Annotated in this window: 40 protein-coding genes, 1 tRNA gene and 2 pseudogenes; 23 read left to right on the top strand and 20 right to left on the bottom strand. The window is 57.6% G+C overall.

Features of this window, described 5'->3' with window-relative positions; genetic code table 11:
- Positions 1-35: 35 nt before the first annotated feature.
- A tRNA-Cys gene (locus tag ACIOVF_RS19230) sits at positions 36-109 on the top strand.
- 96 nt (positions 110-205) lie between these two features.
- Here the strand turns inward: ACIOVF_RS19230 and ACIOVF_RS19225 are convergent.
- From ACIOVF_RS19225 to ACIOVF_RS19205, 5 genes are all read right to left on the bottom strand, one after another.
- Entirely contained in the window at positions 206-1258 is a 1053-nt protein-coding gene (locus ACIOVF_RS19225) for a tyrosine-type recombinase/integrase (RefSeq protein WP_401291630.1), read from the bottom strand.
- Position 1259: 1 nt separating this feature from the next.
- On the bottom strand, positions 1260-1505 hold the full coding sequence (locus ACIOVF_RS19220; RefSeq protein WP_401291627.1) for a DUF4224 domain-containing protein: 246 nt from the start codon (positions 1503-1505) through the stop codon (positions 1260-1262).
- A 394-nt stretch (positions 1506-1899) separates the two neighbouring features.
- Positions 1900-2256, bottom strand: coding sequence for a hypothetical protein (locus ACIOVF_RS19215; RefSeq protein ID WP_401291624.1), 357 nt, complete (start codon positions 2254-2256; stop codon positions 1900-1902).
- The gene (locus ACIOVF_RS19210; protein WP_401291621.1) at positions 2253-2537 is read right to left on the bottom strand and encodes a hypothetical protein; all 285 of its coding nucleotides are present in this window, start codon (positions 2535-2537) and stop codon (positions 2253-2255) included. The genes ACIOVF_RS19215 and ACIOVF_RS19210 overlap by 4 nt, the downstream gene beginning before the upstream one ends.
- Positions 2534-2923, bottom strand: a complete 390-nt coding sequence (locus ACIOVF_RS19205) for a hypothetical protein (RefSeq protein ID WP_401291619.1) — start codon at positions 2921-2923, stop codon at positions 2534-2536. Before ACIOVF_RS19205 ends, ACIOVF_RS19210 begins: the two co-directional genes overlap by 4 nt.
- 147 nt (positions 2924-3070) lie before the next feature.
- Here ACIOVF_RS19205 and ACIOVF_RS19200 point away from each other — a divergent pair, with 147 nt between their 5' ends.
- Positions 3071-3370: a hypothetical protein gene (locus ACIOVF_RS19200; RefSeq protein WP_401291616.1), complete on the top strand. Its 300-nt coding sequence runs from the start codon at positions 3071-3073 to the stop codon at positions 3368-3370.
- 42 nt (positions 3371-3412) lie between these two features.
- Here ACIOVF_RS19200 and ACIOVF_RS19195 read toward each other — a convergent pair whose 3' ends face one another.
- From ACIOVF_RS19195 to ACIOVF_RS19185, 3 genes and pseudogenes are all read right to left on the bottom strand, one after another.
- Entirely contained in the window at positions 3413-3646 is a 234-nt protein-coding gene (locus tag ACIOVF_RS19195; protein WP_401291613.1) for a hypothetical protein, read from the bottom strand.
- Between the two features lie 102 nt (positions 3647-3748).
- On the bottom strand, positions 3749-3925 hold the full coding sequence (locus ACIOVF_RS19190) for a hypothetical protein (RefSeq protein WP_401291610.1): 177 nt from the start codon (positions 3923-3925) through the stop codon (positions 3749-3751).
- A gap of 351 nt (positions 3926-4276) precedes the next feature.
- A pseudogene (locus tag ACIOVF_RS19185) lies at positions 4277-4369 on the bottom strand (DNA cytosine methyltransferase); the annotation flags it as partial.
- Positions 4370-4555: 186 nt separating this feature from the next.
- Between ACIOVF_RS19185 and ACIOVF_RS19180 the strand changes: the two are divergent.
- Entirely contained in the window at positions 4556-4711 is a 156-nt protein-coding gene (locus tag ACIOVF_RS19180; RefSeq protein ID WP_401291607.1) for a hypothetical protein, read from the top strand.
- Here the strand turns inward: ACIOVF_RS19180 and ACIOVF_RS19175 are convergent.
- Positions 4708-6306, bottom strand: a complete 1599-nt coding sequence (locus tag ACIOVF_RS19175) for a DNA cytosine methyltransferase (protein WP_401291604.1) — start codon at positions 6304-6306, stop codon at positions 4708-4710. The genes ACIOVF_RS19180 and ACIOVF_RS19175 overlap by 4 nt on opposite strands.
- 85 nt (positions 6307-6391) lie before the next feature.
- Between ACIOVF_RS19175 and ACIOVF_RS19170 the strand changes: the two genes are divergently transcribed.
- A complete protein-coding gene (locus ACIOVF_RS19170; protein WP_401291601.1) occupies positions 6392-6688 on the top strand; it encodes a hypothetical protein in 297 nt (98 codons plus the stop codon).
- A 33-nt stretch (positions 6689-6721) separates the two neighbouring features.
- On the opposite strand, the gene ACIOVF_RS19165 is transcribed toward ACIOVF_RS19170, so the two are convergent.
- Entirely contained in the window at positions 6722-7360 is a 639-nt protein-coding gene (locus tag ACIOVF_RS19165) for a hypothetical protein (protein WP_401291599.1), read from the bottom strand.
- Positions 7361-7456: 96 nt separating this feature from the next.
- Between ACIOVF_RS19165 and ACIOVF_RS19160 the strand changes: the two genes are divergently transcribed.
- Positions 7457-8398, top strand: coding sequence for a putative phage abortive infection protein (locus tag ACIOVF_RS19160; RefSeq protein ID WP_401291596.1), 942 nt, complete (start codon positions 7457-7459; stop codon positions 8396-8398).
- A 19-nt stretch (positions 8399-8417) separates the two neighbouring features.
- Here the strand turns inward: ACIOVF_RS19160 and ACIOVF_RS19155 are convergent, their stop codons facing one another.
- The 5 genes from ACIOVF_RS19155 to ACIOVF_RS19135 form a co-directional block, all read right to left on the bottom strand.
- A complete protein-coding gene (locus ACIOVF_RS19155; RefSeq protein ID WP_401291593.1) occupies positions 8418-8933 on the bottom strand; it encodes a hypothetical protein in 516 nt (171 codons plus the stop codon).
- Positions 8930-9199 carry a hypothetical protein gene (locus tag ACIOVF_RS19150; RefSeq protein ID WP_401291590.1) on the bottom strand — a complete coding sequence of 90 codons (270 nt, stop codon included), beginning with the start codon at positions 9197-9199 and terminating at the stop codon, positions 8930-8932. The genes ACIOVF_RS19155 and ACIOVF_RS19150 overlap by 4 nt, the downstream gene beginning before the upstream one ends.
- Before the next feature lie 22 nt (positions 9200-9221).
- Positions 9222-9605: a response regulator transcription factor gene (locus ACIOVF_RS19145; protein WP_401291587.1), complete on the bottom strand. Its 384-nt coding sequence runs from the start codon at positions 9603-9605 to the stop codon at positions 9222-9224.
- Positions 9606-9611: 6 nt separating this feature from the next.
- Positions 9612-10463, bottom strand: a complete 852-nt coding sequence (locus ACIOVF_RS19140) for a ParB/RepB/Spo0J family partition protein (RefSeq protein WP_401291584.1) — start codon at positions 10461-10463, stop codon at positions 9612-9614.
- Between the two features lie 148 nt (positions 10464-10611).
- The gene (locus ACIOVF_RS19135; RefSeq protein WP_401291581.1) at positions 10612-10881 is read right to left on the bottom strand and encodes a hypothetical protein; all 270 of its coding nucleotides are present in this window, start codon (positions 10879-10881) and stop codon (positions 10612-10614) included.
- Between the two features lie 509 nt (positions 10882-11390).
- Between ACIOVF_RS19135 and ACIOVF_RS19130 the strand changes: the two genes are divergently transcribed.
- The 6 genes and pseudogenes from ACIOVF_RS19130 to ACIOVF_RS19105 all read left to right on the top strand — a co-directional run bounded on the left by ACIOVF_RS19130 (position 11391) and on the right by ACIOVF_RS19105 (position 13776).
- The gene (locus ACIOVF_RS19130; protein WP_401291577.1) at positions 11391-11606 is read left to right on the top strand and encodes a hypothetical protein; all 216 of its coding nucleotides are present in this window, start codon (positions 11391-11393) and stop codon (positions 11604-11606) included.
- 60 nt (positions 11607-11666) lie between these two features.
- Positions 11667-11987 carry an IS66-like element accessory protein TnpA gene (gene tnpA, locus ACIOVF_RS19125; RefSeq protein WP_401291574.1) on the top strand — a complete coding sequence of 107 codons (321 nt, stop codon included), beginning with the start codon at positions 11667-11669 and terminating at the stop codon, positions 11985-11987.
- Positions 11984-12319, top strand: a complete 336-nt coding sequence (gene tnpB / locus ACIOVF_RS19120; RefSeq protein WP_401291571.1) for an IS66 family insertion sequence element accessory protein TnpB — start codon at positions 11984-11986, stop codon at positions 12317-12319. Before tnpA ends, tnpB begins: the two co-directional genes overlap by 4 nt.
- A gap of 114 nt (positions 12320-12433) precedes the next feature.
- A pseudogene (locus tag ACIOVF_RS19115) lies at positions 12434-12655 on the top strand (transposase); the annotation flags it as partial.
- Between the two features lie 117 nt (positions 12656-12772).
- On the top strand, positions 12773-13126 hold the full coding sequence (locus ACIOVF_RS19110) for a gamma-glutamylcyclotransferase family protein (RefSeq protein ID WP_153351247.1): 354 nt from the start codon (positions 12773-12775) through the stop codon (positions 13124-13126).
- 389 nt (positions 13127-13515) lie between these two features.
- On the top strand, positions 13516-13776 hold the full coding sequence (locus ACIOVF_RS19105; protein WP_401291568.1) for a hypothetical protein: 261 nt from the start codon (positions 13516-13518) through the stop codon (positions 13774-13776).
- A 154-nt stretch (positions 13777-13930) separates the two neighbouring features.
- Here ACIOVF_RS19105 and ACIOVF_RS19100 read toward each other — a convergent pair whose 3' ends face one another.
- From ACIOVF_RS19100 to ACIOVF_RS19085, 4 genes are all read right to left on the bottom strand, one after another.
- Positions 13931-14176, bottom strand: coding sequence for a hypothetical protein (locus tag ACIOVF_RS19100; protein ID WP_401291565.1), 246 nt, complete (start codon positions 14174-14176; stop codon positions 13931-13933).
- Positions 14177-14310: 134 nt separating this feature from the next.
- The gene (locus ACIOVF_RS19095; protein WP_401291562.1) at positions 14311-15105 is read right to left on the bottom strand and encodes a hypothetical protein; all 795 of its coding nucleotides are present in this window, start codon (positions 15103-15105) and stop codon (positions 14311-14313) included.
- A 78-nt stretch (positions 15106-15183) separates the two neighbouring features.
- Complete coding sequence (locus ACIOVF_RS19090; protein WP_401291559.1) at positions 15184-15423, bottom strand: hypothetical protein; 240 nt, start codon at positions 15421-15423, stop codon at positions 15184-15186.
- An 11-nt stretch (positions 15424-15434) separates the two neighbouring features.
- Positions 15435-16133 (bottom strand): S24 family peptidase, encoded by a 699-nt coding sequence (locus ACIOVF_RS19085; RefSeq protein WP_401291556.1) that lies wholly within the window; start codon positions 16131-16133, stop codon positions 15435-15437.
- A 103-nt stretch (positions 16134-16236) separates the two neighbouring features.
- Here ACIOVF_RS19085 and ACIOVF_RS19080 point away from each other — a divergent pair, with 103 nt between their 5' ends.
- From ACIOVF_RS19080 to ACIOVF_RS19030, 11 genes are all read left to right on the top strand, one after another.
- Complete coding sequence (locus ACIOVF_RS19080) at positions 16237-16470, top strand: transcriptional regulator (RefSeq protein ID WP_401291553.1); 234 nt, start codon at positions 16237-16239, stop codon at positions 16468-16470.
- Between the two features lie 79 nt (positions 16471-16549).
- Positions 16550-16999: a hypothetical protein gene (locus ACIOVF_RS19075; RefSeq protein WP_401291550.1), complete on the top strand. Its 450-nt coding sequence runs from the start codon at positions 16550-16552 to the stop codon at positions 16997-16999.
- Between the two features lie 461 nt (positions 17000-17460).
- The gene (locus ACIOVF_RS19070; RefSeq protein ID WP_401291547.1) at positions 17461-18180 is read left to right on the top strand and encodes a helix-turn-helix domain-containing protein; all 720 of its coding nucleotides are present in this window, start codon (positions 17461-17463) and stop codon (positions 18178-18180) included.
- Entirely contained in the window at positions 18173-19552 is a 1380-nt protein-coding gene (gene dnaB, locus ACIOVF_RS19065) for a replicative DNA helicase (protein ID WP_401291544.1), read from the top strand. The genes ACIOVF_RS19070 and dnaB overlap by 8 nt, the downstream gene beginning before the upstream one ends.
- Positions 19553-19563: 11 nt before the next feature.
- Entirely contained in the window at positions 19564-19755 is a 192-nt protein-coding gene (locus tag ACIOVF_RS19060) for a hypothetical protein (protein ID WP_401291541.1), read from the top strand.
- Entirely contained in the window at positions 19752-20048 is a 297-nt protein-coding gene (locus ACIOVF_RS19055; protein ID WP_401291538.1) for a DUF1364 domain-containing protein, read from the top strand. Before ACIOVF_RS19060 ends, ACIOVF_RS19055 begins: the two co-directional genes overlap by 4 nt.
- A 163-nt stretch (positions 20049-20211) precedes the next feature.
- Positions 20212-20661, top strand: coding sequence for a VRR-NUC domain-containing protein (locus tag ACIOVF_RS19050; protein WP_258702504.1), 450 nt, complete (start codon positions 20212-20214; stop codon positions 20659-20661).
- Positions 20658-21956: a tyrosine-type recombinase/integrase gene (locus ACIOVF_RS19045; RefSeq protein WP_401291535.1), complete on the top strand. Its 1299-nt coding sequence runs from the start codon at positions 20658-20660 to the stop codon at positions 21954-21956. Before ACIOVF_RS19050 ends, ACIOVF_RS19045 begins: the two co-directional genes overlap by 4 nt.
- Positions 21953-22273, top strand: coding sequence for a hypothetical protein (locus ACIOVF_RS19040; protein WP_401291532.1), 321 nt, complete (start codon positions 21953-21955; stop codon positions 22271-22273). The genes ACIOVF_RS19045 and ACIOVF_RS19040 overlap by 4 nt, the downstream gene beginning before the upstream one ends.
- A gap of 9 nt (positions 22274-22282) precedes the next feature.
- A complete protein-coding gene (locus tag ACIOVF_RS19035; RefSeq protein ID WP_401291529.1) occupies positions 22283-22861 on the top strand; it encodes a hypothetical protein in 579 nt (192 codons plus the stop codon).
- A 296-nt stretch (positions 22862-23157) separates the two neighbouring features.
- Complete coding sequence (locus ACIOVF_RS19030; RefSeq protein WP_401291526.1) at positions 23158-24237, top strand: hypothetical protein; 1080 nt, start codon at positions 23158-23160, stop codon at positions 24235-24237.
- Between the two features lie 79 nt (positions 24238-24316).
- On the opposite strand, the gene ACIOVF_RS19025 is transcribed toward ACIOVF_RS19030, so the two are convergent.
- Positions 24317-24541 carry a hypothetical protein gene (locus tag ACIOVF_RS19025; protein ID WP_401291523.1) on the bottom strand — a complete coding sequence of 75 codons (225 nt, stop codon included), beginning with the start codon at positions 24539-24541 and terminating at the stop codon, positions 24317-24319.
- 156 nt (positions 24542-24697) lie between these two features.
- On the opposite strand from ACIOVF_RS19025, the gene ACIOVF_RS19020 reads away from it, so the two are divergent.
- Positions 24698-25168, top strand: coding sequence for a GNAT family N-acetyltransferase (locus ACIOVF_RS19020; protein WP_401291520.1), 471 nt, complete (start codon positions 24698-24700; stop codon positions 25166-25168).
- The last annotated feature ends 85 nt before the right edge of the window (positions 25169-25253 follow it).

The following is a 25253-nucleotide window of genomic DNA, read 5'->3' as shown; positions in this document are numbered from 1 at the left end:
TTTGAGATCGCAGTTTCAGGGTCTCGGGCATTTGAGGCCGAGTAGCAAAGTGGTTATGCTCCGGATTGCAAATCCGTCTACGCCGGTTCGATTCCGACCTCGGCCTCCATTATTGAAAGCCCCGCAGATTAACGTCTGCGGGGTTTTTCTTTGTGGGTCGGAAAAGCCGAGAGTTCCGAAACTTAAGGCATGGAGTTCCGAAACTTCAGGCTTTGGAGGGCTTAGCGATGGCCCCGACGCGACGGTAAACGCGCTCGGTGATTCCCTCTTTCGAGTGGCCGAGCAGCACGCTCGCATCGCTCAGATCGTTGATCTCAGATGCCGCTTTCGGTCGGATGTCCCTGAACTGGAACTGGGCTATTCGATTGGCAAGGTCAGCCTTCTTCTCCAGCTCTGCTTTCACCCTTGCGGCCTCGCGTGCGTCCGCCCACCGGTTGCGCAACATTGGCCAGCTCATCCGCTTACCGTGCTCGTTCACGATGAAGAACGGCGACAAATGTTCGCTGGTGCGCCGCATGATGCGCTCTAGCAGCAGCCCCAGGCTGTTCTTCAGATCATCCGCTTCCAGGACGATCCTCAATCGCTTGCCGGTCTTGCCTTGGCTGACCAGCAGGTAGATCCCCTCCATGTCGTCCTTCCTCATAGACAGCACGTCTGACGGCCGCTGGCCGGTCAAGTACGCCAGATCCATTGCATCCTTCAGCTCGTCAGGAGCCTCCGCATACACGGCCTGCCAAACAGATTCGTTGGCGTAGAAGTCGCGCGGCTTTTCCTTGTTCTTCCTCACGCCCAGGCACGGGTTGTCCCGGGTGGTGAGTCCCCATTCCCTTGCGGTGTTGAAAACGTGCGAGAGCAGGGCTATCTCCCTGTTTGCTCGTGTCTTGGCTGACCGCGAATCGCGGTACTGGGCGATCATTGCTGGCGTGATCGCATCGATGGGTGCCGAGTCGAACACGGCCCGCAGCTGCTTGAGCTCGTAAATGTTGTCCTTCTGGGTCCTCGCCGCCTTGCCGGGGATGATCTTCTTCTCGTACTCGTCAAAGATGCCCTTCATAACTTTGAGCTCAGCCGGCGTGGCCTTGGCCTCAAGGTCAGCCCATTTCAGCTTGGCCTTGACCAGGTCGGTACCGAGCGGGATTTCCTTTCCGGTCTGGTCGCGGTAGTAGTACCCGACCCACACACTTCCATTTTTTCTGGTGCGCTTGCGTCGGTACACTCCTGGCGGCAAGTCGCGGTTTTCGATGCTTCTGGGTCGCATTTCACTTCACTCGGGAAAAATCAGGGGTCCAGGCCGGCGCCGGGGGAGGTGTCGCAGTAACCGGCACCGTGTCGATTACCAGGCCGCTAAGCTTATGGCGGGCATACTGACGACCTACCAGAGGTCGGCCGCCGCGGCTCTCAACGAAGTGCCAGTGGCGCTCCTTAAGCCACCGGCGCTGGTGACCCCTAGCCTTGTAGCCGGTCAGCTCGGCCAGTTCTTTCTCCGAGAGAATTTCGGTTTCCATGGGATAGGCTCCACGCCGCGCATGGCGGCAGAGGTGGGGAGGGGGAATTGATAGGTTGAGGTGATGTCGAACTAATAGCGCATAATGCTGCAATCCATGTCCCAGAACGTCAGAAGTGAGTTCGCGTGATGTCTACAAAAGACGATGGGCGCATACAGGCCTATAAGTTGTTGATCCAGCTCGATGCGGAAACGTCGTATGCGATGGGGCTGGTCTCGAGTAATGAAATGAGCGGCCCCATATGGGGTGCGTCATGCAAACGTCACCGAGATAGCTTCGAGGCCTGGAGCGCCTTCGTTGCAGCTCTCTCCGCCTCAGAACCCAATGCGTCCGAAACGCCCCTCTCTCCCGATCAACCAGGCCATGAAGAGCGGGGCGGCGATGGGTAGGAGGATCATGGTGTCAGTCCTTCAGCGGGAAGCAGTTCGGCAGCCATCTCGGCAGCGAAACCCACCGGCCACCAGTAGCGCGGGCGGTGATGCTCGGGGTAGCTGGCTTCGCGCAGAACAAGGCCTTTGCGCTCAAGGGCTTTGAACGTGCTGAGCACAGATGCAGCGGAGAGGTCGAGGCGGGCACCCACCTGGTAGCTCAACCCGCCCAGGCCGAAGGCGCAGGCTTGGTCGCCGCGCGCAAGCTTTTTGCAGTCTTGCTCATAGAGGTACGGCGTTTTGTTTCGGTATCGGAGCACGTTTGCGCGGGAAACCTCGCGAAGGGCATCGAGAACACCCTGCTGTTTGTCGGTCAGCTTCACAGCTCATACCTCTCTTCATTCCAGCGCACTGGCGCCTTTGCAGGGGTAGGGGTGTCTTGTTCGTGCGGGGAGAGCTGGCGCTTGTTGCCGGCCTGCAACTGGCCTTGCAGCATCCAATCTGGAAGGCACGAAAGAGATACGTAGTTTCTGCTGCTCTGCCAGCAGGTCACGCCACGGGCATCATCGTGCAGCACGTCCAAGGCCTGCGGAGGCGTTTCCGGTCGCGTGTCGCAGCCGGCCAGGGTGGCCAGCAGCAGGAGGCAGAGGGCGAGGCGGGTCATGGGCGCACCTCAGCGTTGTTGGTGCGGACAAAGTAGCCGTCGGGCGACCCTGGATCACTGACCAGGGCTTCTACCGGGCCGATCTGCTGGAGGATCGCCGGAAGCCCTTCAGGGTTTGCCGCCTCCGCCCAGCTCAAGCAATTGAGCCAGATGTCTTCGCCCGTGCCTGAGGAATACCCATTCGACCAAGCGCTACAGCTCTCAGCCTCTTCTTTTGCACGCTCCAGGTATTCGAGCGTGTTGCAGCATGGGCAGGGATTATCTTTTTCGCTGGGGTCCCAGCCATCGCTATCCGCATCCCACAGATAGCCGTCACCACGACACTCCCAGGTGCCGCGCTGGAAGGTGCATGCCTTCGGTGCGGCCTGTTGCTTTTGTTGAGGCATGACTTCTTCCTTGCCGCCATATCGCGGCTGTTCAATAGAGGGGTGTATGGATGCCGCTTGATAGCCAAATGGTTCAGTGCAACTGCCCGAAGGTGCATCGCACTAAAGTTTTGTGTGCCTTAATTAAGGGATACAGAGGAAATCAAAATGCGAACCAGAGGCGATAAATATTGGGGATGGGCCGATCCTGCTCTTCATTCTCAAAGCCACGAAGAGGCTCTCGGGGACGGTACGTCCATCGATGTTCAGGTAAGACTTTCGCGCACTGGGGTTACCCAGATGTTCATTGGCGTGTACGGCTCCGCTGGCATGGCTATCTACGAGGAGGCGTTCAACTCTAGGCCTAACGAGTCGATGACTCGCGCACTGGCCTGGGGCGTTGACAAGGCCCGGCGGATGGCTGAGCAGAGGGTCGCCAACTCGCAGCCGCTTGCCCTGAAAGCCTGAACACCCCACTGCTGTCGAGTGGAGTATAAATGTGCTCCTTGTTCATTCGGCCGGCTTGAACTCGACCGCTGATGTCAGTTTGCGGGCGTAATCGAGCAGGCTCTGCGACCAATCCTGGCCAACGCCATCGTCGAAGGCGAAGAGCATGCCGCCCAGCGCCCGGCGCAACTCTTCAACTTCCAGATCACGCGCAGCGAACGCCTTGGCACCCTGGTCGGCTATGTCACCGGCGCTGAAGCCATCGGAGGTTGGTGGGTGGAAGTACAGCGGTCGCATGGCGTAACCCCGGGCCTTTCCTCTTGCTACGGTTTCCGACCCGGGCAAGACAACCTTCTTCTGCCCGAACTCATCAATTACCCAGTACGCCACCGGCTCGCCCTAGTGCTGGGCGGCTGGTTGGGCGAGAAGGGTGCGCAGCAATTCGGCCACAACCGGGTCTACTGGCATAGGCTTGCCATCTGTATGCTGGATCGCGTCAGCCAGGGTCTTCAGCCATTCGCGTTGGTTCTCGCTGACCATTTTTTCGGTGTTGCTGGATCGGTTTTCTGTGGGCATGGGGATACCTACTCGTATCAGTTACAGTTGATTTTTTGGCCATGGATCATTTGTTATGTTCGAGGGATTCAAGACGCACAGGTACACGCTCTATGCAGGTCATTGGCCTGTCGCATCCGCGGTTGGCCCGATACAGCCTGACGGCACTGTGCTTAATGACCAGGGAGTGCAGCGCTTTCAAATTATCGATAACGGTCTGTACGCAATGAGCGGTGACCTAGTTGGGCCAATCTATCGAGTCGGCGAGGAGTTGGTGATTCCGGATGGCGCCAACAACTGCCTCTTCTCGATACGGCTCGATATCGACCAGTAATCCTATGCAGCTCGCAAAAACGCTTCGATCACTCGCTGATGGGTGGTCGCCCAGAGAACCTGGACGCCTGCGGCGTGCGCGCCGGTGCTCCATTCGCCGAGGCCGGCGAATAGATCGATTGCTGTGGGCATGGGGATACCTCGCTGGCGGTTATGCAGCAGTTCGACTATTGCTAATAGGAGGAAGAGTGGCTCGTTATCACGAAGGGGCTGGTGATGAAACAAGCGAAGGGTCCGGGGGACGATTCACATCCATGGCCTTGGAGCATTTCCAGGGATGATTGGACGCCTTGGCCTATAAGGTCGAAGATGAAGTCCATGCAGATCACCGACCTCATCGGCAAGAAGTGCCGGTTCGTAAAGGAATCTGACAAGTTTCCTGAAAGCTACGAACCCGGCCGCATCACGGTGCTTCTCAGTGAGGAGAACCGAATAGTTGAAATATACCGAGAAAACGATCTGCCACAAATTTAGACAGCGCTAGAAGTGAGCTGCCGTTGAATCCGGAGCCCGATCCACCGGACGACTAACACGGCCTTGCTGTTGCCGATCGCCTTGTAGCGTGGGCCGTCTGGGCAGTCCTCTGCGGGTTTGCCGCGATAAGGAATCTGCGTGTGGTCGCTCGGGAAGCCCTGGAGCCATTCGCACTCGCGCGGGGTCAGGCGGCGAACACCAGCTCCCCCTTGGACCGTTGGCTGTCCGCGGCCGGTACCATCTTCGCTAGCGTCAAAGCCCTCGGCCTTCAGCGTGTGCGTGATCTTGCCAGTGATGCATACCGCGACCTGACCGCCGGCGTTGGGGTGGCTGCCGCCATGGCCCATGGCCCTAAGGGTTGGAGCGATCTGGCCAGCGTCTGAGCCATGGTTCTTGCAACTGAAGGCGATAGGCGCTTTGCTCGCCGCCGGCAGGGTATGGCAAAGACCAGGCTCCGGAATGCTGCGGTTTGCGGGGCTGGTGATCTGGTTTGGGTCGAACACCGCATTTTCTTGCCCACTGTTTCTACCCAAAGTGTGGGCCTGGTCCCTTAGGGTGCAGGGATCTTGGGTGCCGTGAATAACCAGCATCCCGCTCTCGGCATCTTGTTGGGTAGCACTGCCTGCGGCTTTGCCGTTGGCTTGTAGTGTCCCTGTCACCACTTGAAGGCCGCCTGCGGTCTCGAAGTCTGTGCCCAGCCCTCCACCGGCAGTGGTCCTAGAGCTTAGGGTGCCCGCAACTACAAAGGTCTCGGTTTCTGCATCCATCCGTGTACCACCAGGGTGGGCGCTGAGAGCGGTGGCCACATCAGTCTGCCGGCAGTTGGCACCGCCACCAAAAATCAGGTTGCGAGGCTGGCAGTCGTTTCCAGCTGGAATGCCGCCATTCCCGCTAAAGCTTCGCGTAATTGTTGAGGCAGGTCCTTGCCCCTCGCTTCGGCGCGGCGGAGTATCCCGGCGCACGCCTTCGCGCTCAAAAAGTACTTCGAGGGGATCGAACCCTGCTCGAGCACTTGCGACAACGAACACACGGCGGCGTCGTTGGGCCAAGCCGAAATATTGGGCATCCAGAATCCGCCATGCGACTGTTCGCGTGGGTCCATACACACAACCAGCGTCCTTCCATTTACCCCCTGGCGGCTGGAGTTCTTCGGATTCGCCCACCAGGGCGCCGAGGAAGCAGCCAAACGCGTTGCCTTTGTCGGAGAGGACACCGGGGACGTTTTCCCAGACGCAGACGGCCTCTGGCTCACCTCGCAGGGTTCGAACATGGTCAATTGCATCAAGGAGCTCCACGTATTTGATGGTTAGGGCGCCGCGGGGATCGGCAAGACCTTCGCGCATACCGGCCACACTGAAGGCCTGGCAGGGCGTGCCGCCGACCAGGGCGTCAGGCGCTGGGATCTTGCCGGCCAGCACCATGGCGGCCAGTCGGGTCATGTCGCCGTGATTCGGCGTGTTCGGGTAGTGGTGAGCCAGTACCGCGCAGGGGAATGGCTCGATCTCGGCGTACCAGGCGGCCTGCCAGCCCAGTGGGTGCCAGGCCACGGTCGCGGCTTCAATGCCGCTGCAGACGCTTCCGTAGGTGATGGGCATTGTTCGTCCTCGCCGGGGTGGCGTGATTCGTTGAAGTGGGCTATTTCTGATGCTTCAGCACCTGGCTGAACTTGGAGGTGATTCGATGAAGCAACTATTGCTGGGCGCTTTGCTGGTTTCCGTGGCAGGTTTTGCCAATGCAGGCATTCCGCTGGTGAATGCAATCTGCCCAGGAAGCATTGAGGTGCATGCCGATGAAGGCGGTCCGATCTACATCAATGGCAAAGAGGCAAAGCTGAAGAAATTCAGCGACACCTATTTTGAGGCCAAGGGCAGCGGGGTAACTATCTCGCTCATGGTCAACCCGGATGGTTCACCGAGTGTTTCTTATACCGGTAAAGGTGGCGCCAATGGCGTTTGCGAGCTGACTGAGCAGGACTGATACCCTAGGTCGCTGGCGGGCAACGCCGGAGGGTCAGGGGCAGTTGTTCGCGCCACAGTTGCGGCAGTCATTCAGGAACCGGCCATCCCAGCTGATGAAGCGTCCGCAGCCGCAGCAGTTGAGCATCGGCTCGCGGCGCTTGGCGACCTTTGGAGGCCTGGGCATCTTCACGCCTGCCACGCGCAGGGCAAGCTTGTGGTCGACGTTCTGGCGATGCACCAGGCGCCGGCGAATCTCCTTGATGTAGGCTGCTGGCCAGAAAACTCGCGTGCCCTGGCCGGCGTGATTGGCATACGTGAACTGGGCGTTTTCCAGATCCATGCTGAGGGCCTGCTGTAGGTTCTCGGTCACCTTTCCGCGTTGCTCGCTGACCCAGTAGACATCGTTCCCGTTCCAGTCGCCTGGCACGTGCACGTAGACATGGGCGCCGGCTTGGAGCCCAGCGACGCGCCGATCGTCATCCATCAGCTGACAGTCGACACCGAAATGCGCCCTGGCGTCGATATACTCCTTCGGCCAAGGGATATCGGTGTCGCGGTGGCGGCACGCCTCCTCAAAGGTGAACAGCTCGGCATGATCCAGGTTAGTCACGTAGCCGCGGCCTTCCTTCGCCCAGAACATCATGCCGTCGCCGACATGGCTGCGGCTGTCCTGCAGGTAGAACTGGCTCATGGCTTTCTCCATGCATGCGCCGCCCTCCGTGGCCGGATGCGGCATGGTGGCAATTTAAGTACAATCGATACTTTTGAAACGAATAGGAACTAGCAAATGTCCAGCCTTAGCGACTTGACTGGAGTTGATGATATTTCGCAGGAATCTTCATCCTCAGTGGGCTGGGTTTTTTGGGTTGCCACAGCTCTGATTTTTGTGATATTTGGTGCGCTTGTTGTGCACTTTTTTATTGGTGTAAATATACCGTATATTTCTGCAACTAATATTGAAAGTGCACCTTATTGGGGGCAGTTTGGGGACTTTGTCGGAGGCATGCTGAACCCAATGCTAAGTTTTTTAGCTTTGGCGGCAGTTCTAGCCAGCTTGAAGTCGCAAAGCCTTCAATTAAAAGCAGCGAGGCAGGAAGCTGCAGCGGCAAGAGTGGAGGCAAAGGCTGTTGAGGCAATCCAAAAAGAGCAAAGTAAGCTTTTCGAAAGACAAAATTTCGAGTCTGGATTTTTTAATCTTCTAGAGCTGTGCTCGAAAATTTCATCTAGAATCGAGGTTAGCGATGCAGGAGCTGAAAAGTCTGGCGTGGCTGCCATAGAGGCTATTGTATATGACTACCAGCTATTTAGAGCGAACTGCGTTGTAGGGGATTCTCAGGCCGTAATTGCTAAGAGAACGAGTGACTTTTCTGAGGATTTTTACAAAAGCGCTAAAGGGCTGCTGAGCCCGTATCTTCGTACGGTTCTGAGGGTTATGACTTACATAGATAGCTATGGGGATTCTAAGGGTTTTAATGGGTTTAATTTGAAGTATGCTGCAGCTGTTACATCGTTTGCTCCGCTCGCGCAAAATGATTCGCAGGTGTACGCTGACATATATGCTTCGACTTTAACGTCCGGGGAGTTGAGGGCGATAATGCTTTACAGTCTTACTTCGGAGGGGTGTAAATTGAAGCCTCTGTGCGAAAAGTATGGTTTGTTTCGTTACATGCCGAGCAATCCAGCTCTCGACTTCTTTAGAAGCAGATTCTCTCCAATTGCCTTTAGGTAACTCTGCTGGAAAGCAGCCCTCAGTAACGCGGAAAGTCAATGCCGTTCTCTTCGGCTAGACGCACCAGGTAGTGGTTGCTGATGCCGAGCTTCTTGGCGACGAAGTTCCGACTCAGGCCAATGCCGCTGTTCGCCTTGATCAGCTCGACCAGCTTGGCCTTTTCTTCGGCCTTGGCCTGGCGGGCAACTTCGCGCCGCCGGCGCTCTTTGTCGCAGCTCTGGAAGAAGATTCCTGCTTCCTTGGCCAAGCGGTGCAGCTCCGTGCGACTGATGCTGAGGGAGCGATAGGCTTCGTCGAGGGTCATGGTCTTCGCCGCCTCACGAGCGCGCTCTACCAGTTGGCGCTTCTGGATGGCTGCAGCCCGGGCGGTTGAGTCGCCCTCGGTGTTATGGCTGCTGTGGTGCGGCCGGCGAGGGCGGTACTCGAGGGCGGGCAATTCGGTTGGCTGCCCGCCACCCGCAAAGAACTGGTCAATGCTGGCGCTGAGCTGATCCAGCACCTGCTGGCGCTTATTGGGGATAGGGTCGCCGATCATTGCCGCCCCACCAGCTTGCGCGTCGCAGCTGCCTCCAGAGCATCAACAAACCGCAGGGCCGCCTTGTAGGTGAAGCAGAAACAGCGCGTCTTGCCGGTCTCCACGTCGACGATGTGCCACGCCTTGCCCTTGGCTACGGCCTTGTACCGCGGCTCAGTCGCTGGAGCGGGAAGGCCGATCTTGGCGTAGAAGTCAGCGGTGGCCAGGATGGTGCGTTCGCGCAGGGCGGCCAGGCCGTCCACGCGCTGCTGCATGGCTGGGTGCATGGTGAGCTCCTCGGAGTGGGTGTCAGGCGTGCAGGTCGAAGGATTCGGCCTTGCGGATGATTCGGACTTGGGCAATGCGGCGCTCTGGCACACGGCGGTCGCGGCGCATCGGGTCGGTGTCGCCGATGACTGCATGCATGGCCATCAAGCCGGCCAGTAGGATGCACATCGGGCTGATGATTTGGCGCTTCATTGCCTCGGCGACTAGGGCGGTGCGCCTTTGAACGCCGAGCTTGTACATGGCCGCGCTCAACCGTTTCACAACGGTGCCAGGGGCTATGTCGACTAAGCGGGCAATCTCTTTTGCGGTCATACCCTGGGCCACGGCCAGCAGGCATTCCAATTCACGCGGAGCCAGGCCGCGCCCAAGGAAGCCCTTCCATGAGCCGCTGGTGATCGTTTCCATGATGAATTACCTGAGCTGAGCCCCGTCTAGAGCTGCACGCAATTTGATTACCAGGTCGGTGGACAGCGGAATGGTGTCGGCCTGTTCGTCTATCTGACCGAGCGCTGCAATCAAATTGCTTGAGGCTGTATGAACGGCTTCGAGACGAGCCTTCGGAACGGAAGGCCCTTTGATGGTTCCTGCGGTTACCTTCTTCTTGCCGTTGGCTTGGGCTTTCTCAAGCTCCGAGCTCAACACCTGCCCAGCAGCGTCGCCGTGTTGGCGAACTGCGTGAACTGCAGTGGTTGCCGAGACCTGTCCTGCTGCAATCAAGGTCTGTACGTCTGTGTTTGCATTGCCAACAGTGATGACCTGCTCAACGTGCTGACGCGTCTTGCCGACCTTCTTCGCAATTTGATCGCTGGTCCAGCCGAAGGCCCGAAGTCGCTTGTAGCCTTCAGCCAATTCAAGAGGGGAGAGCTTCTCGTTTTCTTGGCTGGAGATAATCCGTGCAACCCGATCGGCATCGCTGCCTTCGAAGGCAATAACGGATACCCAGGCTTCGAGAACATCAGGGTTGTCCTTGTTCGGTGTCCTGGGCAAGCGTCCTGCTGCATCTAGCTTTAGGAGCGCTCGGCGACGACGGTGACCGTCAACAACCCAGACTCCGCCATCAGCCCGCGGGCGCACCTCAAGCGGCGGTATCTGGCCGCCTTCGGCAATGAACTCGGCAAGCAACTCAATACTGGTTTCGAGGGCCGTACCTTCAGTACGAAGGTTAAAGCCAGGTTCCTCATGAAGGTCTTCAAGCTTGACCTTCATCGCATCGGCTCGACGAACCTCGCCGTCCTTGATCATCTGTTTGAATGACTTTACCATCGCAATTAATTTCCGTTGGGCTGCATTGGTAGAGCTCTTCCTGCACTGTCGCCCTGAACCCTTGAATAGGACCAGGAAGAGCTCTACCGATACAGCCTGGTGCTGGGGAAGACCAGGTGATCGGGCCGTCTTTCCGGCTGTCAGGGAGTCAGGTTGCCGATAGCCCTGATGGAATGGTCCTGAGGGTATCGGTCACCAGGGCGTGAGCCTTTTCCCTGTCGACTAGGGTGAAAGCCTTCTCAGCCTTGCCCAACTGATCCGCCTGGCCATCAGCCTTGAAGGTCATCGCAACGGAGCAGACGCCGAGCCCTTTCGGCACGAAGTAGATCCGGACCTCGGCGCCGTCATCACCGTCGTCCAGCTTGACCAATACCTGGCCGAGATCTTCAAACTCGAAGAGCTTTGCAAACTCGCTCATCTTTCTGCCCTCCAGGGCGGTTGATTTCCCGTCTGGCCCTGTCGCCAAGGCCAGCCAGTGAAATCGGTCACGCTTGCGGGAAAGGAGACTGTTTATGTCCCTTCCCAACCGATTTAGTGACGCTTTCCATCACCTCGTACACGAGGCGACTGATTGGTCAGTGCCCAGGCTCGCTACTGGCGGCAGCCTGGACTTACATCGCTCGTTGTTTCTCCGACCGCGACCCTGGTCCGCCGGATAACTGTTCTTGGCGCTTTACGCTGCACGCCTGGGTCAGTTGCCAACCCTCTGGACTGTTGAGGCCTGTCCATCGCTGCCTTCGTTGCTGGCCGGTGGTGATCCGGCGTCGAGGTAAAATTACCGTACGGTAATAATATTGGTCAATACCGTTTGGTAATAATTTATGAAATGCATAAAAATGCCCGCTCGATCGCGGCCTCGTTCCATTTCACTGAACCTTGTAGGGAGGGGGCGCTATCTCTACCGAGAAATAGGTACTGGAGATGGTCATGAAGTGGGATGACAGGGAAAAAGCACTTATGGCCCAGCGCGAGCTATTCACCTCGCCGGAAACTCGTATGGGTGCAGCTGAGCATTACGATGAGCTGGTGAGCATGGCTAGCAAGCTTCAGCATCAAGGGCTCAGCGGTGCTGAAGAGAAGAATGCGCTGATCTGGAAGCAACGTAAGCGTCCGGTGAACTCACCTTCCGAACTCCAGCAATAAGGGCGATGGTGTCCGCGTATTTTTAAGCGGACGCGATTACCCTTAATCGTCAGGATTTCCATGCGCCAACGAAGCTCTTATCCCAAACCGTTCAAAGCCCAGGTCGTTCAGGAATGCCTGCAACCTGGCGCAACTGTGTCCAGTGTCGCCATCAGCCACGGCATCAATGCCAACGTCATCCGCAAATGGATGCCGCTCTATCGAGGTCAACCCGCTACAACCTCGCTGCCGGCATTCGTCCCGTTGAAAGCCGCACCCAAACGACCAGCCGAAGCCTCAGTGGTCATCGAACTGCCCATCGCCGGACAATTGATCACGGTGAAATGGCCAGCCTCAGATCCTGAGGGCTGCGCGCAATTTATCCGGGCTGTGGCCCAATGATCCGCATCGATGCGATCTGGCTGGCCACCGAGCCGATGGATATGCGCGCCGGAACCGAAACCGCACTAGCCCGGGTGATCGCGGTGTTCGGTGCGGCGAAGCCGCACTGCGCTTATCTGTTCGCCAATCGCCGGGCGAACCGGATGAAGGTGCTGGTGCACGATGGCGTGGGCGTCTGGCTTGCCGCGCGGCGCCTGAATCAAGGCAAGTTTCACTGGCCCGGCATTCGCCATAGCTGTGAGGTCGAACTCGACAGCGAACAACTCCAGGCGTTGGTACTGGGCCTGCCGTGGCAGCGAGTCGGCTCAGGCGGTGTGATCAGCGTGCTCTAACCGCCGGCCATTTGGCCGGTCTGCGTGTCGTCGTTTCGTGCCTGCTCTGGCACAATCGGCGGCATGACTTTCTCGTCCAATCTCGACCAGATGACCCCGGAATAGCTTTGTGCCTTGGCGGCACAGGCGTTGCAATTACAGTCCCAAGTCGAGGCGATGAGCAAAAAGATCCGGAACGATGAAACCGTCATTGAACAGCTGACCTACGAAATCGCCCTTCTCAAACGCCACAAGTTTGCCAAGCGCAGCGAGCAAATTAGCCCGGCTCAGGGCAGCTTGCTGGATGACCTGCTCGATACAGACCTTGAAGCTATCGAGGCAGAGCTGAAACAGCTCGCCGACACACCGTGCGACTGATATAAGCCTGCTTCTGCCACACTGCTGGGCGCCGGATTTAGCGTCCTAACCAAGCGGACGTTTTGCCTTTGTGATGGATAACCGAAAGGAAGAAATATGACGTTGCATCAGGATTTTAAAATTTTGCTGTTTTCTTATGGCACCTTGCAGGACAAGGCCGTTCAGGTCGCCAACTTTGGCCGAGAGCTAGCAGGGCAGCCGGATCACATGGCCGGTTACAAAGAGTCCTACGTTGAAATTACTGACCCGGAGGTGCTTGCCACTAGCGGGAAAACACACCATCCAATTGTCATCCCTAGTGCAAACCCTGAGGAGACTGTTCCAGGCATGGTCTTCCAGATAACCCCACAAGAGCTACGTGCAGCGGATGCCTACGAGGTTTCCGACTACAAGCGTGTTGCAGTGGGGCTTGTCTCCGGGTTGACGGCATGGGTGTATGTAAAAGCCTAACGACTTCAAGAAGTTCGTTGGCGCACAGTGAGCCCAGCATTTCCGGTGAAGTCGACCGCTTAAGCAGTCGGCACTGGCCACCTGAATGCTGGGATTCGCAATGTGTGTTCTCGGAACGCTTACGAAGCAACTGAACGTTATGCCAGTGCAGTAGAGGGCTTGGGGCAGGGCACATAGATTTTGCTCAGGCAAATAAGAAGCCCGCGAGGGTTTTTGGTGTAAGTTTATGTCGCCTTTTTGTAAGGGAAACTTATCCTTACAATAAGACTTTAGTATTAGTGCTTTCTATAGAGAAAACCGGATGAACGGTATGGTGTTCGAATATCTCGCGCTGAGGACTTTATGTAATCTCGCCGCCCTTTAGCATTGTGGGGCTCGGGGGCTTTGGGATGGAGGGAAAACATCAGAACCTGGTTATTCTTGACTGGACGGCGAAGTACCTTAGGGCGGGTTACTTGCGCGAGCCAGAATATGATCAAGCTCTGGCCGTCGCCGAGCGGCTTCAGCATTCTGGTTTGGTAAGCACAACAGAGTGGACTGCGATGGTGCGTCAGGCCAACGCAGCATTGCTTATGTTCGCCGAAGGCGAGGTGACTAAATCTAGCTCGCACAAGCGGGCAAAGAAAAGCCCGCAGGGGAGGGCGGGCTAAATATTTACGGATGAGGCTTCACCATGCCATCGGAGAGGTGAAAAATTTGTGAAGCAACGAAAAAGCCTACACAAGGCGGGCCGCTTTCCCACATGGGGCGCCGATCCTTCAGCTGGTTGAGGAGTAGCTTAATCATGACGGTTCGCCAGCTATCTCAGTCCTCTGGATCTCCGGGTTCTTCCGGTTTCCACCTGGCAATCAGGTCGATCAATAACTCGGCGATGGCATCGCTGTTTTCTGACAGCACTTCAAGGTGCTCACTGACACGATTGTATGTCTCCGTAGAGCCTCGCTGGTCGATCCAAATGCCGATTTCCTCAATAGCAGCGCCCAAAGCATTGATGTTTTGATTCAAGCGGCTGAGCAATGCGGGTGTCGGATCATCGGGGAGGGCGGTCATGTCGATTCCTCTAAGGTGCTGAGGAAAGCGTAGCAGGCAGTAAAAAAAACACCGAAGGGGGCTGTTTGCCTGAAGTGGAGGAGGGGAGGAGCACCAGGCGGGTACGAAAAGCTTGGGTCGTGGTCGGGCTGGGACTACGACGCTATATCGAGTGTTTCGTGCAAGCCCTTCACTACGTAGAGGATCGGTTTTCCATCAACGGTCTCGACATGCACGTCAACTATGAAAGCTTTCTGGTAGATGTTGGTCTCGTTAATGACCATTCGATTCTTCAGATCATCGGTTCCGAATAGTACCTTCACTGGCTCGGGCGAAATGCTTTCTATGCGCGCCTTGTCGCCGGTTTTGTTCTTGAGCTCGTTCCTAGTCTGAAACCACTTCAGGGCAACATAATTATGGTCGCCAGTGATCGTCTCTTTGGGCTGAGGAGTTAGATGCCGGTACAGGAAGTTTTGAGCTGCATTGGCTTCCATTGCGCTCAAGGATATATTCACCGTCACTCCCTGGTGAAAATTCATCACGCCGATATTCATCTGGGCACCCTGATCCTTAGCTGTTGGCTCCATGATCCTGACGATGCTTTTCAACGTGTGTTGCTCATCAGCAAGCGCAGGCTTAGTGCTTACTTTACCTAAAGCCCAATCAAATATCGCTTTCAGATAATCAGAGTACTCGCTAACGGTTTTCGCCACATCCAGAAGCGGCAGAACTCCGACTGCGTAGGGAACAAGCTCGTTGATGATGCTGCCGCTGCGTATTTCCTGAACGTACATTTTAGTTGCGGCGCTGTCCTCTGGAGACTCAAACGCTGCCAGGTACCGCCTGTACTCTTCGGCAAGCGCCTGCAGGCTCGCGGCGTAGTCGTCCACCGCAACTGGGAGAACGTTTTTAAGCTCAAAATGAAGCCTATTCTCAGGCGTTACATCCATGTCGCTTATCCCTGACAATTGAAATAGTGTGCCCGTTACGCTGCTGGGCATACCCTCTAAGAATCCAGCACCGCTATCTCACTCAGCCCTTTTCCGCTCAATCCGCTCCGCCTTCACCTCATCCCCATAAGCCGCCAGCCGATCTTCCCCAGCCTGCATCACCTGGCAGATCCTGATCACTGCCTGGGCGTCAGCTTCGTTTCCGGCCTGGCTCAGCCGCTCAGCTACCCGCATCAGCTCGACTGCTGACCACTTCATGTCAGAGGCAAGGCCTTGGAGGTCGCGGCGAAGGTCTTGGTTGGGCTTGGATAGGGGCATGGCTTCATCTCTCAAAAGCGGCCAAGCACTTTGCTTGGCGCCAGGATGTTGCCCACGTAATGGATTTTCTCGATGCCTGTCCAAGCGATCACTCGGCGTTCGCCGTATGCCGAGTTAACCGACGCAAGGTTCACGCCTTCTTCGTTCTCAAAAAGAAGCTCTTTGACCATGCTCTGGCCGTCAGTGGTCGTGACCATGACGTATTCACCCGGCACCAATCGGTGATTTGGCTCACACACTGCGATCCAGCCGCTGCGAATCGCGGGAGCCATTGAGTCGCCCTTCAGGCGCAGAGCATAGGCGTCTTCGTCCCTCGACCATGTCTCCACCCACCCGTCGGCAGTGTCAAGCCCAACCCAGTAGCCATCGTTTCCAAGCTGGGCCGTGCCCACGATTTCGATCCTTCGAGTGGGGGAGATGATTGGCGGGCCTTGCTCTACGTTGCTTCCGATCTCGCCACGGCTGTTGCTTACAAGTGGGTGATCGAGACCGTATCGGGGGAGCTCGAAAGCAGCCTCAACCTCGCGAGCGAAGTCTTCTCCGATGGTCTTGGAACCAGATTTTTCAGGTGGTGCTAGATACCTGGACAAAAGGTTCTGTGGCTTCCCGAGCATTTCCGCCAGACGTGACTGAGCTCCTCGGGCCCCGGGACCGAATTTGTCATCCATCAACTTCTTTAGGTTGTGCCTGCGCACTTCGCGTATGTCCATGCGGCGATTCTCTGACGGTTATTACTCTTTGGTAAATGACCATGTGGTATTGATTTAATGGTTACCGGGCGGTAATAATCAGGCATTACAGAGGAGATTCGTGATGCGAATCAAGAACACGCAAATGCTGGATTGGCTCAAGTCCGTTCCAAATGACGTTATCGCACGGACCGGGACCACTCGCGGCTACCTGAAGCAGATCGCTTACGGCAACAAGCAGGCCTCCGCCATGGTTGCCGCGAACCTTGAGCGGGAAACCCAAGGACTGATCACACGCCAATCGCTTCGACCAGATGACTGGCAGGCGATTTGGCCAGAGCTGTCCTCGGTCGCCTGACCAGATGAATTATCGACTACCCAGCATTACGCCAGTAGTGATCAGGTTTAGCTGTGAATTTAACCAGTAGGAGAAAGTGATGGGCAGAGTGATTCAGGGTGAGGGATGGGCAATGCTTGAGCCGCAAGCACGAGAAATCGCACTTTATGCGGTTGCCTCGCGAGCGACTGGCACTCCAGTCGAAGCGGCTAAGCAGATTCTTGCTGGCTTTGCCGCTTTGGAAGCTGGCGGAAATCCGCTCGTTGTCTGGCCTACAAGCCTCTCCTCGAAAGCAAAAGAAATCGCTTTGGAGGCTGAACTGGCCCGGATCCGCCTAGCCAACAAAGCCATGGCGGATTATCACGAGAGAGTTAATCAGGCTGGTTTAGATGGAGATCCTGAATACCCAGGTATTGGAAGTCCCGAATCAACTTCTGGTGAGCTTGTTCAGGAAGGCGAAGCTCTGCCAGTTCTTTGTGAAGAAGCTGCACAAGTTGCGTTTCGTCAAGAGCCGCAACCTGATCGGGAAGCCAGTGATGCTTCTCAATGAGATGCAGATGAGCTGGGGCAAGGCCTTCAAATTTCTGCCAACGGGTTGCGTGCTGACTTCTGAAGTTCTCGCAAAAGCAGAACAAGAGGTATCCAGGGAAAACTGCGTAAGCCGCATTCCGAAAGTCGCGATCCGTAAGGGTCGCTCCTTCTGGCGCCTGGGCCTGGGCGCAAGCCTCCAGTCTTTCTCTCCATACGGCGTCGTAGCTCAAATGCTTCATTGGTCCGGCCTCCGATGGCCTTTTCGTGTGGAAGCAAAAAGCTACCACGGATGTGCCGGACGCCCATAACGCCTGAATCGCAGGCACAAAAAAGCCGACGGGCAATGTCGGCTGATCTGCAAAACTAGAGAAGCCAGATTATGCACACCCCATTCGATACAGGCAACACCCACCCTCCCGCGTCATGTTCTGCCATTGCGCCAAATCTGACGCGTCAGGTGATCAGGTCGAGAGGTGCTATGTGAGCACCATCGTGATGAGCGTTTGCTGGCCATTGCAGGGAATGAGCCCTGCGCAAAAGGCAGTCCTAATTTCACTGGCCGACAATGCCAACGACGAAGGCGTCTGCTGGCCGTCAGTGGCTCGCATTGCTGAGCGTACCTGTCTGTCTGAGCGCGCTGTCCGCAATGCGTTGCGTTGGCTCGAAGAGGTCAAAATTCTCACTGCGCACATGCGGGCAGGGCGCTCAACTTGGTACACGGTAAGCCCATACAGCTACGACCCCGGCACCAAATGCCCCCCGGCACCAAATGCCGACCTACCCCGGCAGGATATGCCGACCACCCCGGCACCAGATGCCCCTCACCCCGGCACCTCCTGCCCCCAGAACCGTAAGGGAACCATCAAGGAACCGTCAGGAGTATCCACGAGCACCCGCGAAGGCTCGAACCAAGCCCCGGTCGATCAGATCGTCGAGCTGTTCAACGAGCTGCTGCCTGAGCTGCCTCGTGTTGTCCTGGTCAACAAAGATCGCAAGTCGAAGATTCAGGCGCGATGGGCTGAGAGCCCTGTCCACCAGGATCTCGATTTCTGGCGCGACTTCTTCGGCATGGTCCAGGCCAGCGAGTGGCTGATGGGCCGGGTAGGGGGGCGTGACAACAAGCCGTTCCGCTGCAACTTCGACTGGCTTGTCGCGCCAACTAACTTCGTCAAAGTGGTAGAGGGAAATTACCATGCGTGATCCGTACAGCATTGAAGCCGAACACGGCCTTCTGGGCGCGATGATGATCCGCCCCGAACTGATCGACACCCTGAGCGACGACCTCTCGCCTGAGTCGTTCTACTTCGTCGAGAACGCTGAAGTGTTCCGGGGAATCATGGCCGTCCGAGCCACCGGCAAGGCTGTGGATTTCCTGACTGTTGGCGAGCAGATCGGTAACTTGCCGAATGGTGACCGGGCCTTGGCGTACTGCGCCGAGATCGTGGACAACACGCCGAGCGTGGCCAGCGCCAAGACCTACGCGGGCATCGTGCGGGAAAGAGCGATTGAACGCGCCCTGTACAGCCTGGGCGAGCAGGCCATGGAAATTGCCCAGGGCTCGGAGGATGTCCAGACCAAGATCGCAGCTGTCCAGGCTGCCGCCATGTCGATTGACTGCGGGGCAGGCGACGACGACATTGTCAAAGCAGGCGATGTGATGGCCGATCAGATTGATGTCTGGCAGGAGCGGCACGACCGGCACGCGCGCGGTGAGACCCTGATCGGCATTTCTACCGGACTGAAAGACCTGGACGACAAACTGGGTGGGCTGCAGCCCGATCATCTGTACGTGGTAGCAGGGCGCCCAGCCATGGGCAAGACCACGCTGGCCATGGGGTTCGTTGGTGAGGCCGCCATCCGCCAGAAAAAGTCAGCTCTGGTTGTCAGTCTGGAGATGAACAAGGGGCAGCTCATTGATCGACTGGTGGCGTCGGAGGGGCGAATTCCGCTGACGCTTGTGAAGAACGGTACCGCCTGTCAAGACCATGGCGCTGAGCTTTCAGCGGCCGCAGGAGTCATTCAACACGCATCGCTGTTCATCGCCGACAAGGCGGGTTCTTCGATTGGGCGCATTCGGTCCCTGGCGCGTCGGCACAAGATGCGGTACGGCCTGGACCTGCTGATGATCGACTACCTGCAGTTGGTCGAGGGGGATGGTGGCAACCGAACCGAGGAAGTCAGCAGCATCAGCCGAGGCTGCAAGTTACTGGCCGGGGAGCTAGGCATTCCTGTGGTGCTGCTGAGCCAGCTTTCCCGGAAGTGTGAAGAGCGCCCGAACAAGCGCCCAGTGCCGTCTGACCTGCGCGAGTCCGGCGCAATCGAGCAGGACGCTGACGTAATCCTGTTCGTCTACCGCGACGAGGTCTATCACGAAAACACCGAGGCCAAGGGCATTGCCGAGATCATCATCGGCAAAGGCCGTGACGTTGAGACTGGAACCGTTCGCACTGCCTTCCTGGGTCAATACAACCGTTTCGAAAACCTCGCGGCGGGCTGGGCTCCAGCACCGAAGGCGCAGGCGGAGAAGGTCACCAGCTTGGCCGGCCGCTATGCCAACAAGGATCGCTTCTGATGGGCGATTCGATGCTGCTTCCGCCAGATCTGACTGAGTACCGCTGGGCTCTGTACGCCCGTGGGCACCTGCTGGACCTCTCCAGCCAACCACATCCACCCGTGGCCCTGTATCGCGACGAACAGTCGGCGAACCTGCACGGCCTGCGCATGTGGCCGACCACCTTTACCGTCATCGATCTCCACAAGGACGAACGCTCATGAAGCAATCCAAGTTGACCAAAGCCGCCCGCGGCCGGGAATGCCAGGTGCGCATTCCGGGTGCCTGCAACGGCGACCCCAACACCACCGTGCTGGCCCATTACCGCATGGCCGGCACCTGTGGCGTCGGCATGAAACCGAACGACCTGCAGGGCGCCCATGCCTGCAGCGCCTGCCACGACGCCTGCGATGGCCGCAGCAACATCGTTGATCGCGAGACCGCGCGCCAGTATCACGCCGAGGGCGTCATGCGCACCCAGGCCCTGCTGATCCGCGAGGGGGTGATCGCGGCATGAGTAATTCGATTTTCTTCACCCTGATGTGTGTTTTGGTCGTGGGTCTCGCGGCCGCTCTTTGCCAGGTTGGCATGGGGCCGAGTGACGCTACGGCCTCCTTCTGGATGATTGTTGCAATCGCGGACGCGATGGGGCTTGTTGGGTTTCTGTGGGGCCAGAACGCATGAACAGCCAGAAACCTCCGGCTCGAAATCCGCCACCACTCTTCCCAGGCAAGAAGACCCGGGCCAAGCCGGTAGACCGTGAAGGCCTGGAGCAGGCCTCGCTGATGCAGGAGCTGAAGTTGCGCTTCCCTGAGGCCTACAAGCTGACCTATCACGTCCCGAATGGCGGGCACCGGGTGAAAGCAGTTGCTGCCAAGCTCAAGGCTCAGGGCGTGAAGGCTGGCGTTCCCGACCTGGTGCTGCCCATGGCGCGCGGCGGGCACTTCGGTTTGTACATCGAGTTCAAGGCCAAACCGCCATTCGACGCCGCAGTGTCGCCGAGCCAGGACGCTTACATCCAGGCGCTGCTTGACCAGGGCTATCTGGCGATCGTCTGCCGGGGCTCCATTGATGCGATTGAAGCGATCCGCGCCTATCTGCTGCAGCCGCAGACGAGGGCGGTGGCATGAGCAAGACTCGCGCTGTGAAGTTCACCGACGCCGAAATCCGCCGGCAGGCCGCCGACCCCGCCGTGCATGACCTGCGCGACCCGCGTCACCCTGGCCTTTACCTGCGATTCGGCCAGGACCGGCAGCGCGGGTCGTGGTACCTGGTCAAGGGCAAGGCCTGGAACCAGATTGCCCGTTATCCCGAGCTGGGCGCCGCCGCGGTGCTGGCTGAGCTGCCTGCGCTGCGTCAGCGCCTGCTGCGTGACCCGGACGCCGCTGTTGCCCTGGGCGGCCTGTCCACCGTGGGCCAACTGCTCGACTGGTACAGCGACCGCATGAGCCGCGACCGATCGTTATCGGCCAAGCGCAAGACCGGCGCCAAGTCGGCCATCGCCTGCCACCTGAAACCACGGCTGGCCGACCTGCCGATTCGGGCCGTGTCGGCACCTGAGCTGGACAAGCTGCTGATGTGGCCCGCGCAGGAAGTGCTTTCGCTGTCCTACGTGCGCCAACTGTTCGGCCTGCTGGTGGTCGCATTCCGCCAGGCCCATAAGCTGGGGCTGATCGGCGCCAACCCCATGGCCGCGCTGAAGTTCGTCGACTTCACCAAGGCCCGGATCATGCCCAAGCCTGCCCGGCTGCGCGGCGTGCACCTGGTCGAACTGGTGCCCATGCTGGCCGCCTTGTTCTACAGCGAACCCTGCGAGGCCATGCTCGCGCTGATGATGCTGTGCCACGGCACCCGGGTGGGGGAGACCCGTCTGGCGCGCTGGTCCGATATCTCGATGGCCGACAGCGAGTGGTTCATTCCGGCCGAGCACACCAAGACCCGCACCGAGCACCGGTTGCCGCTGACCGCCCAGACCAAGGCCATGCTGAGCCGGTACCGCGCCGCCCAGATTGCCCAGGGTTATGAGGGCATCTACCTGTTCCCGTCGCGGCGTGGCCGTGCACTGAGCGAGGGTCAGGCCAGCGCCGTGTTCACCCGCCTGGGCCAGGGTGAGTGGACCAGCCACGACCTGCGCAAGGTGGCCCGCACGGCCTGGACTGACCTGGGCATCGACGGCCATATCGGCGAGATGCTGCTGAACCATTCGCTGGGCAAGATCGCCTCGACCTACATCAACACCCAGGCCCGGGAGCAGCGTCTAGTCGCACTGAAGAAGTGGCACGCCTGGTTAGATGAGCGTGGATTTAACGCGGTTCACAACCTGACAGGCGCCCAATATGAAGATTCGCAAAACCCTGGGCAGCCCTTGAACGACGTGGCCTGCAAGGCAATTCCGAAAATTGTTAATAGCGAGGATTCGAAATGACAGAGAAGAGCCATGGGCCGTCCTTCAAGAAACACATGATCAAGCTCGCTGAGTGCCCGAAGTGCCAAGGCCGCGGGGTAGTGCAAGGCGTATTTCACGAGCTGTCCTGCGATGCCTGCAGCGCCTCCGGCTGGATTGATCGCTGGACCAATCAGGCTATGCCGTTGGGGGAGTTGGTGGCTCAGCTCGGTATGAACTTGCGAGCCGCCCTCGGGCGGATCGAGCAATTGAAAAGACCCCAGGCCGGCGGGCCTGAGGCGGGATATCAGGGAAGCAACCGGCTCGGCGCCGGCGGCACCAACTACACCGGGGATTGAGGGAAGGACATGGTTTACAGCAGCGTACTGGCGGCGGTCGTTTCGGCCCTCGCAGCGGAAGCGATCGACAACACCAGCAAACAGGCCTGGCAGAAGCTGTATCAGCCTGGGAGCGAGGACGGCCATGACCTGGCCACGCTGAGCCGGTCGGTGGAATACGACGGCATCACTCGCCGCGATGCGGATTGCTGGGTGTTCGCTCGGCTGCACAGCCAACTGAAGCCCCGGCACTGGGATGCCCTGGTGGCGAAGTACAGCACCCACAAAGGGCGGAAGGTCCAGTCCATCGGGCGCCTGCATCCGCTAGTGGCGTCTCATGCGCCGCACCTGTTCATCGTCAGCGCGGTGACGGCCTGGGCCATTCCGAAACTGAAGGGCATCGGGGGTAAGCGGTCCAGCGACATGATCATGTTGCCGGCCGAGTTCTACGACATCAACCGCTGGGATCCCGAGGCGCGCCCAGAGCGCACTCGTCGGCGCTGGAGAAAGGGTATCGAGGATGTGCTGGAAGCCATGGTGAGCGAGGCACTGGAGGCTGCCGGCGCCATTCTAGACTACGAAGGACTTGCGATAAGAAATGTCGCGTGAACGCCAGGGTTTTGATTCAAGGTCGGCGCCCTTTGAGTGCGTGGTTGCTGTTTGCCTCTTATCTCAACGGCGGCCTAGGATTGGCGGGCCGGAAAAGTTGGCGGACATGGTTCATGGGCTTCCGGTAGTGGATACGAGCGGCTAGTCGCGTGATACAACGTCACTACGGCCCCGTCCGGGCTGGTTACTGGCTCTCCGTCCAGGGTGGATGGGTGGACAGGGCGCCTGTCTGAACGCTGGGAATTCGTAATGGCACTATGGTAGTGTGCCGACCCATCGCGATGGGGAGACCTAGGATGGGCACGGTAGTAATTGACAACGATGAGTCAGCGCTGGCTTTGCTGGAGACTCTTTTACGAGATCCTGACCTTCCGGCACCGGACGTTGAGTTCAAGGATTGGCCTCGTTTTGAGATGCACGTCAAAGGCGAGCGCTACCACTCCACCATCACTCCTGAACTGATGGAGTCTTTCCTTGACCTTCAGAAGACCATCAACAAGTCGTTCGCGCTGGTTCGCTACTCGGATTCCAGCAAGAGATTAACGAATGCTGATCGTGATGATCTGAAGATTCTCGTGGAGGTTCGTGAAGGCAGCTCAGGGTTCGTTGCTAAGCTGGAGGAGCAGGCCTCCGCCATCACAGCTGGATTATGTGAGGGGTTCAAAAACATGGATTCAAGGCACAAGCTGATTACGTTTCTTGCGCTTGGAGCCATGGCGTTTGGCTATCTTGGATACAGCAACCATCTCGAGCACCAGTCAGAGGCAAGGAAAGCTGAGCTAGCCAAAATCGAATCTGCTGCCGAGCGTGACGAGCGAATGAGAACGCTGGAGCTTGTCAAAGATGTCTCAGATGCTTCGTCTGAGCGATACGCTAACTTGATGGGTATGGTGGTTCAGCACGCTCCTCAGGTCCAAACGATTTCGGAGCACATGGCAGGCACTTACAATAAGTTGATTGCAGCTACCAAGGACTCCGACTCTATCAGCGTCCAGGGAGTCGACCTGTCGGGCCCAGCCGTTGAAGAGCTGAGCAAGACACCGCGCAATGTGTCGGTAGAGGACCGCATTGCTGGTGTGTTCAGAATTCAAGGGGTTGATCACAAGTCGAGCGCCGAGTACAAGCTATCGCTGTACGACGTGGTTCGCAAAACCGAAATCACAGCAACCCTCCCTAAAGATGGCTCGTTCGTCTCAGATGCAATTTTGGATGCCATCCAAGAGGCGGAATGGGGTGGAAAGGTTGTAATGCTGCACTTGGTTACGAAAACCAGGGCTGGCAAGCTTGTCAAAGCTCAGGTCGAGAAGGTCACTCGCATCACGGAGCAAGATGCTTACAAAGACATGTCCGGTGAGCAATTGACGACGGAACGCTGATTAAAGAGCCCAGCCCCGCGCTGGGCTTTTTGCATCTGGCTTTGACTGCGAAGGGGCAGTGTCACTGCTAATTCTTGAGTTAACGCAACAGAATTGACTGAGAGTACCAATACTCGTGAAGCTCAGGGCAATAACGTCCCCCTAGTGACTTAAAGCCACCTCCAAGACGCTTTGCTTCTTGGAATGCTTCGATTTGCCCTGGGTAGATGTCGTAGGCAACATTCGTCTCTGGATTTACAACTACAAATCCAAGGAACCAGCCAGGATTGTCCGGATCTGGCTTTAAATCGCTTACATCTCTCATCGCACTTGCTCCTTTGGTTAGGGGGCGGGTACCGCTTGGCTGTGCTTGGAAGGCGCAACACTACTACGGAGATGACGTCTCCGGTTACTGGGTTTTCGTCCAGCTGGATAGGTGGGCGGCGGGCAGGTAGAGTCTTGGATTAAATGGAGGGAGACCATGAACTCTAAAGAAAAGCTACCAGCTCGCCACGTCCAAGTAGTATTGACTGATCCGGAGCAAAGGAAAGCCCTGCAGGCGAGACTAGACCAGGTATCTGGCAGGGAGATGCTGCAGGTCTGCAGCGGTGAAAACGCATGGGAGCAATGGCGTGAGGTGTGCTTTGAAATTAAGGCTGACAATGAGTCGGTAGGATACATCGTTGAGCGAGGGTGGCCTACACTTGAGATTTTCAGGATGTTCATCTTCCCCGAGCACAGGCTTCGAGGCATTGGAAAAAAGGCGGTCGCGTCTTGGAAGTTGCTCAGGCTTGCAAACGGATTCACTAGCGTTCAACTCGAAATTGATGATGAGTCGCATGCATTTTGGCAATCGACATTTCCGTGGTACGAGTTCTGCTACTCTGGTGTTCACTCTAAGGTGCCGCTGTTAAGCGATGCCGACAATGTCGCCTCACGCGCAAGGGTTTAGGACTGGGAGGTAAGAGCACGAAACGTCCGACGTTGGCGGCGCTGCGGAGATGGTTCCTGTACGAAAACCTTGACTGAAGCCCAGC

The organism is Pseudomonas sp. NPDC087612, from assembly GCF_044743505.1.
GTDB lineage: Bacteria > Pseudomonadota > Gammaproteobacteria > Pseudomonadales > Pseudomonadaceae > Aquipseudomonas.
Note: the sequence above shows the minus strand (reverse complement) of the source record. Positions and strands in the feature narration are given on the sequence as shown.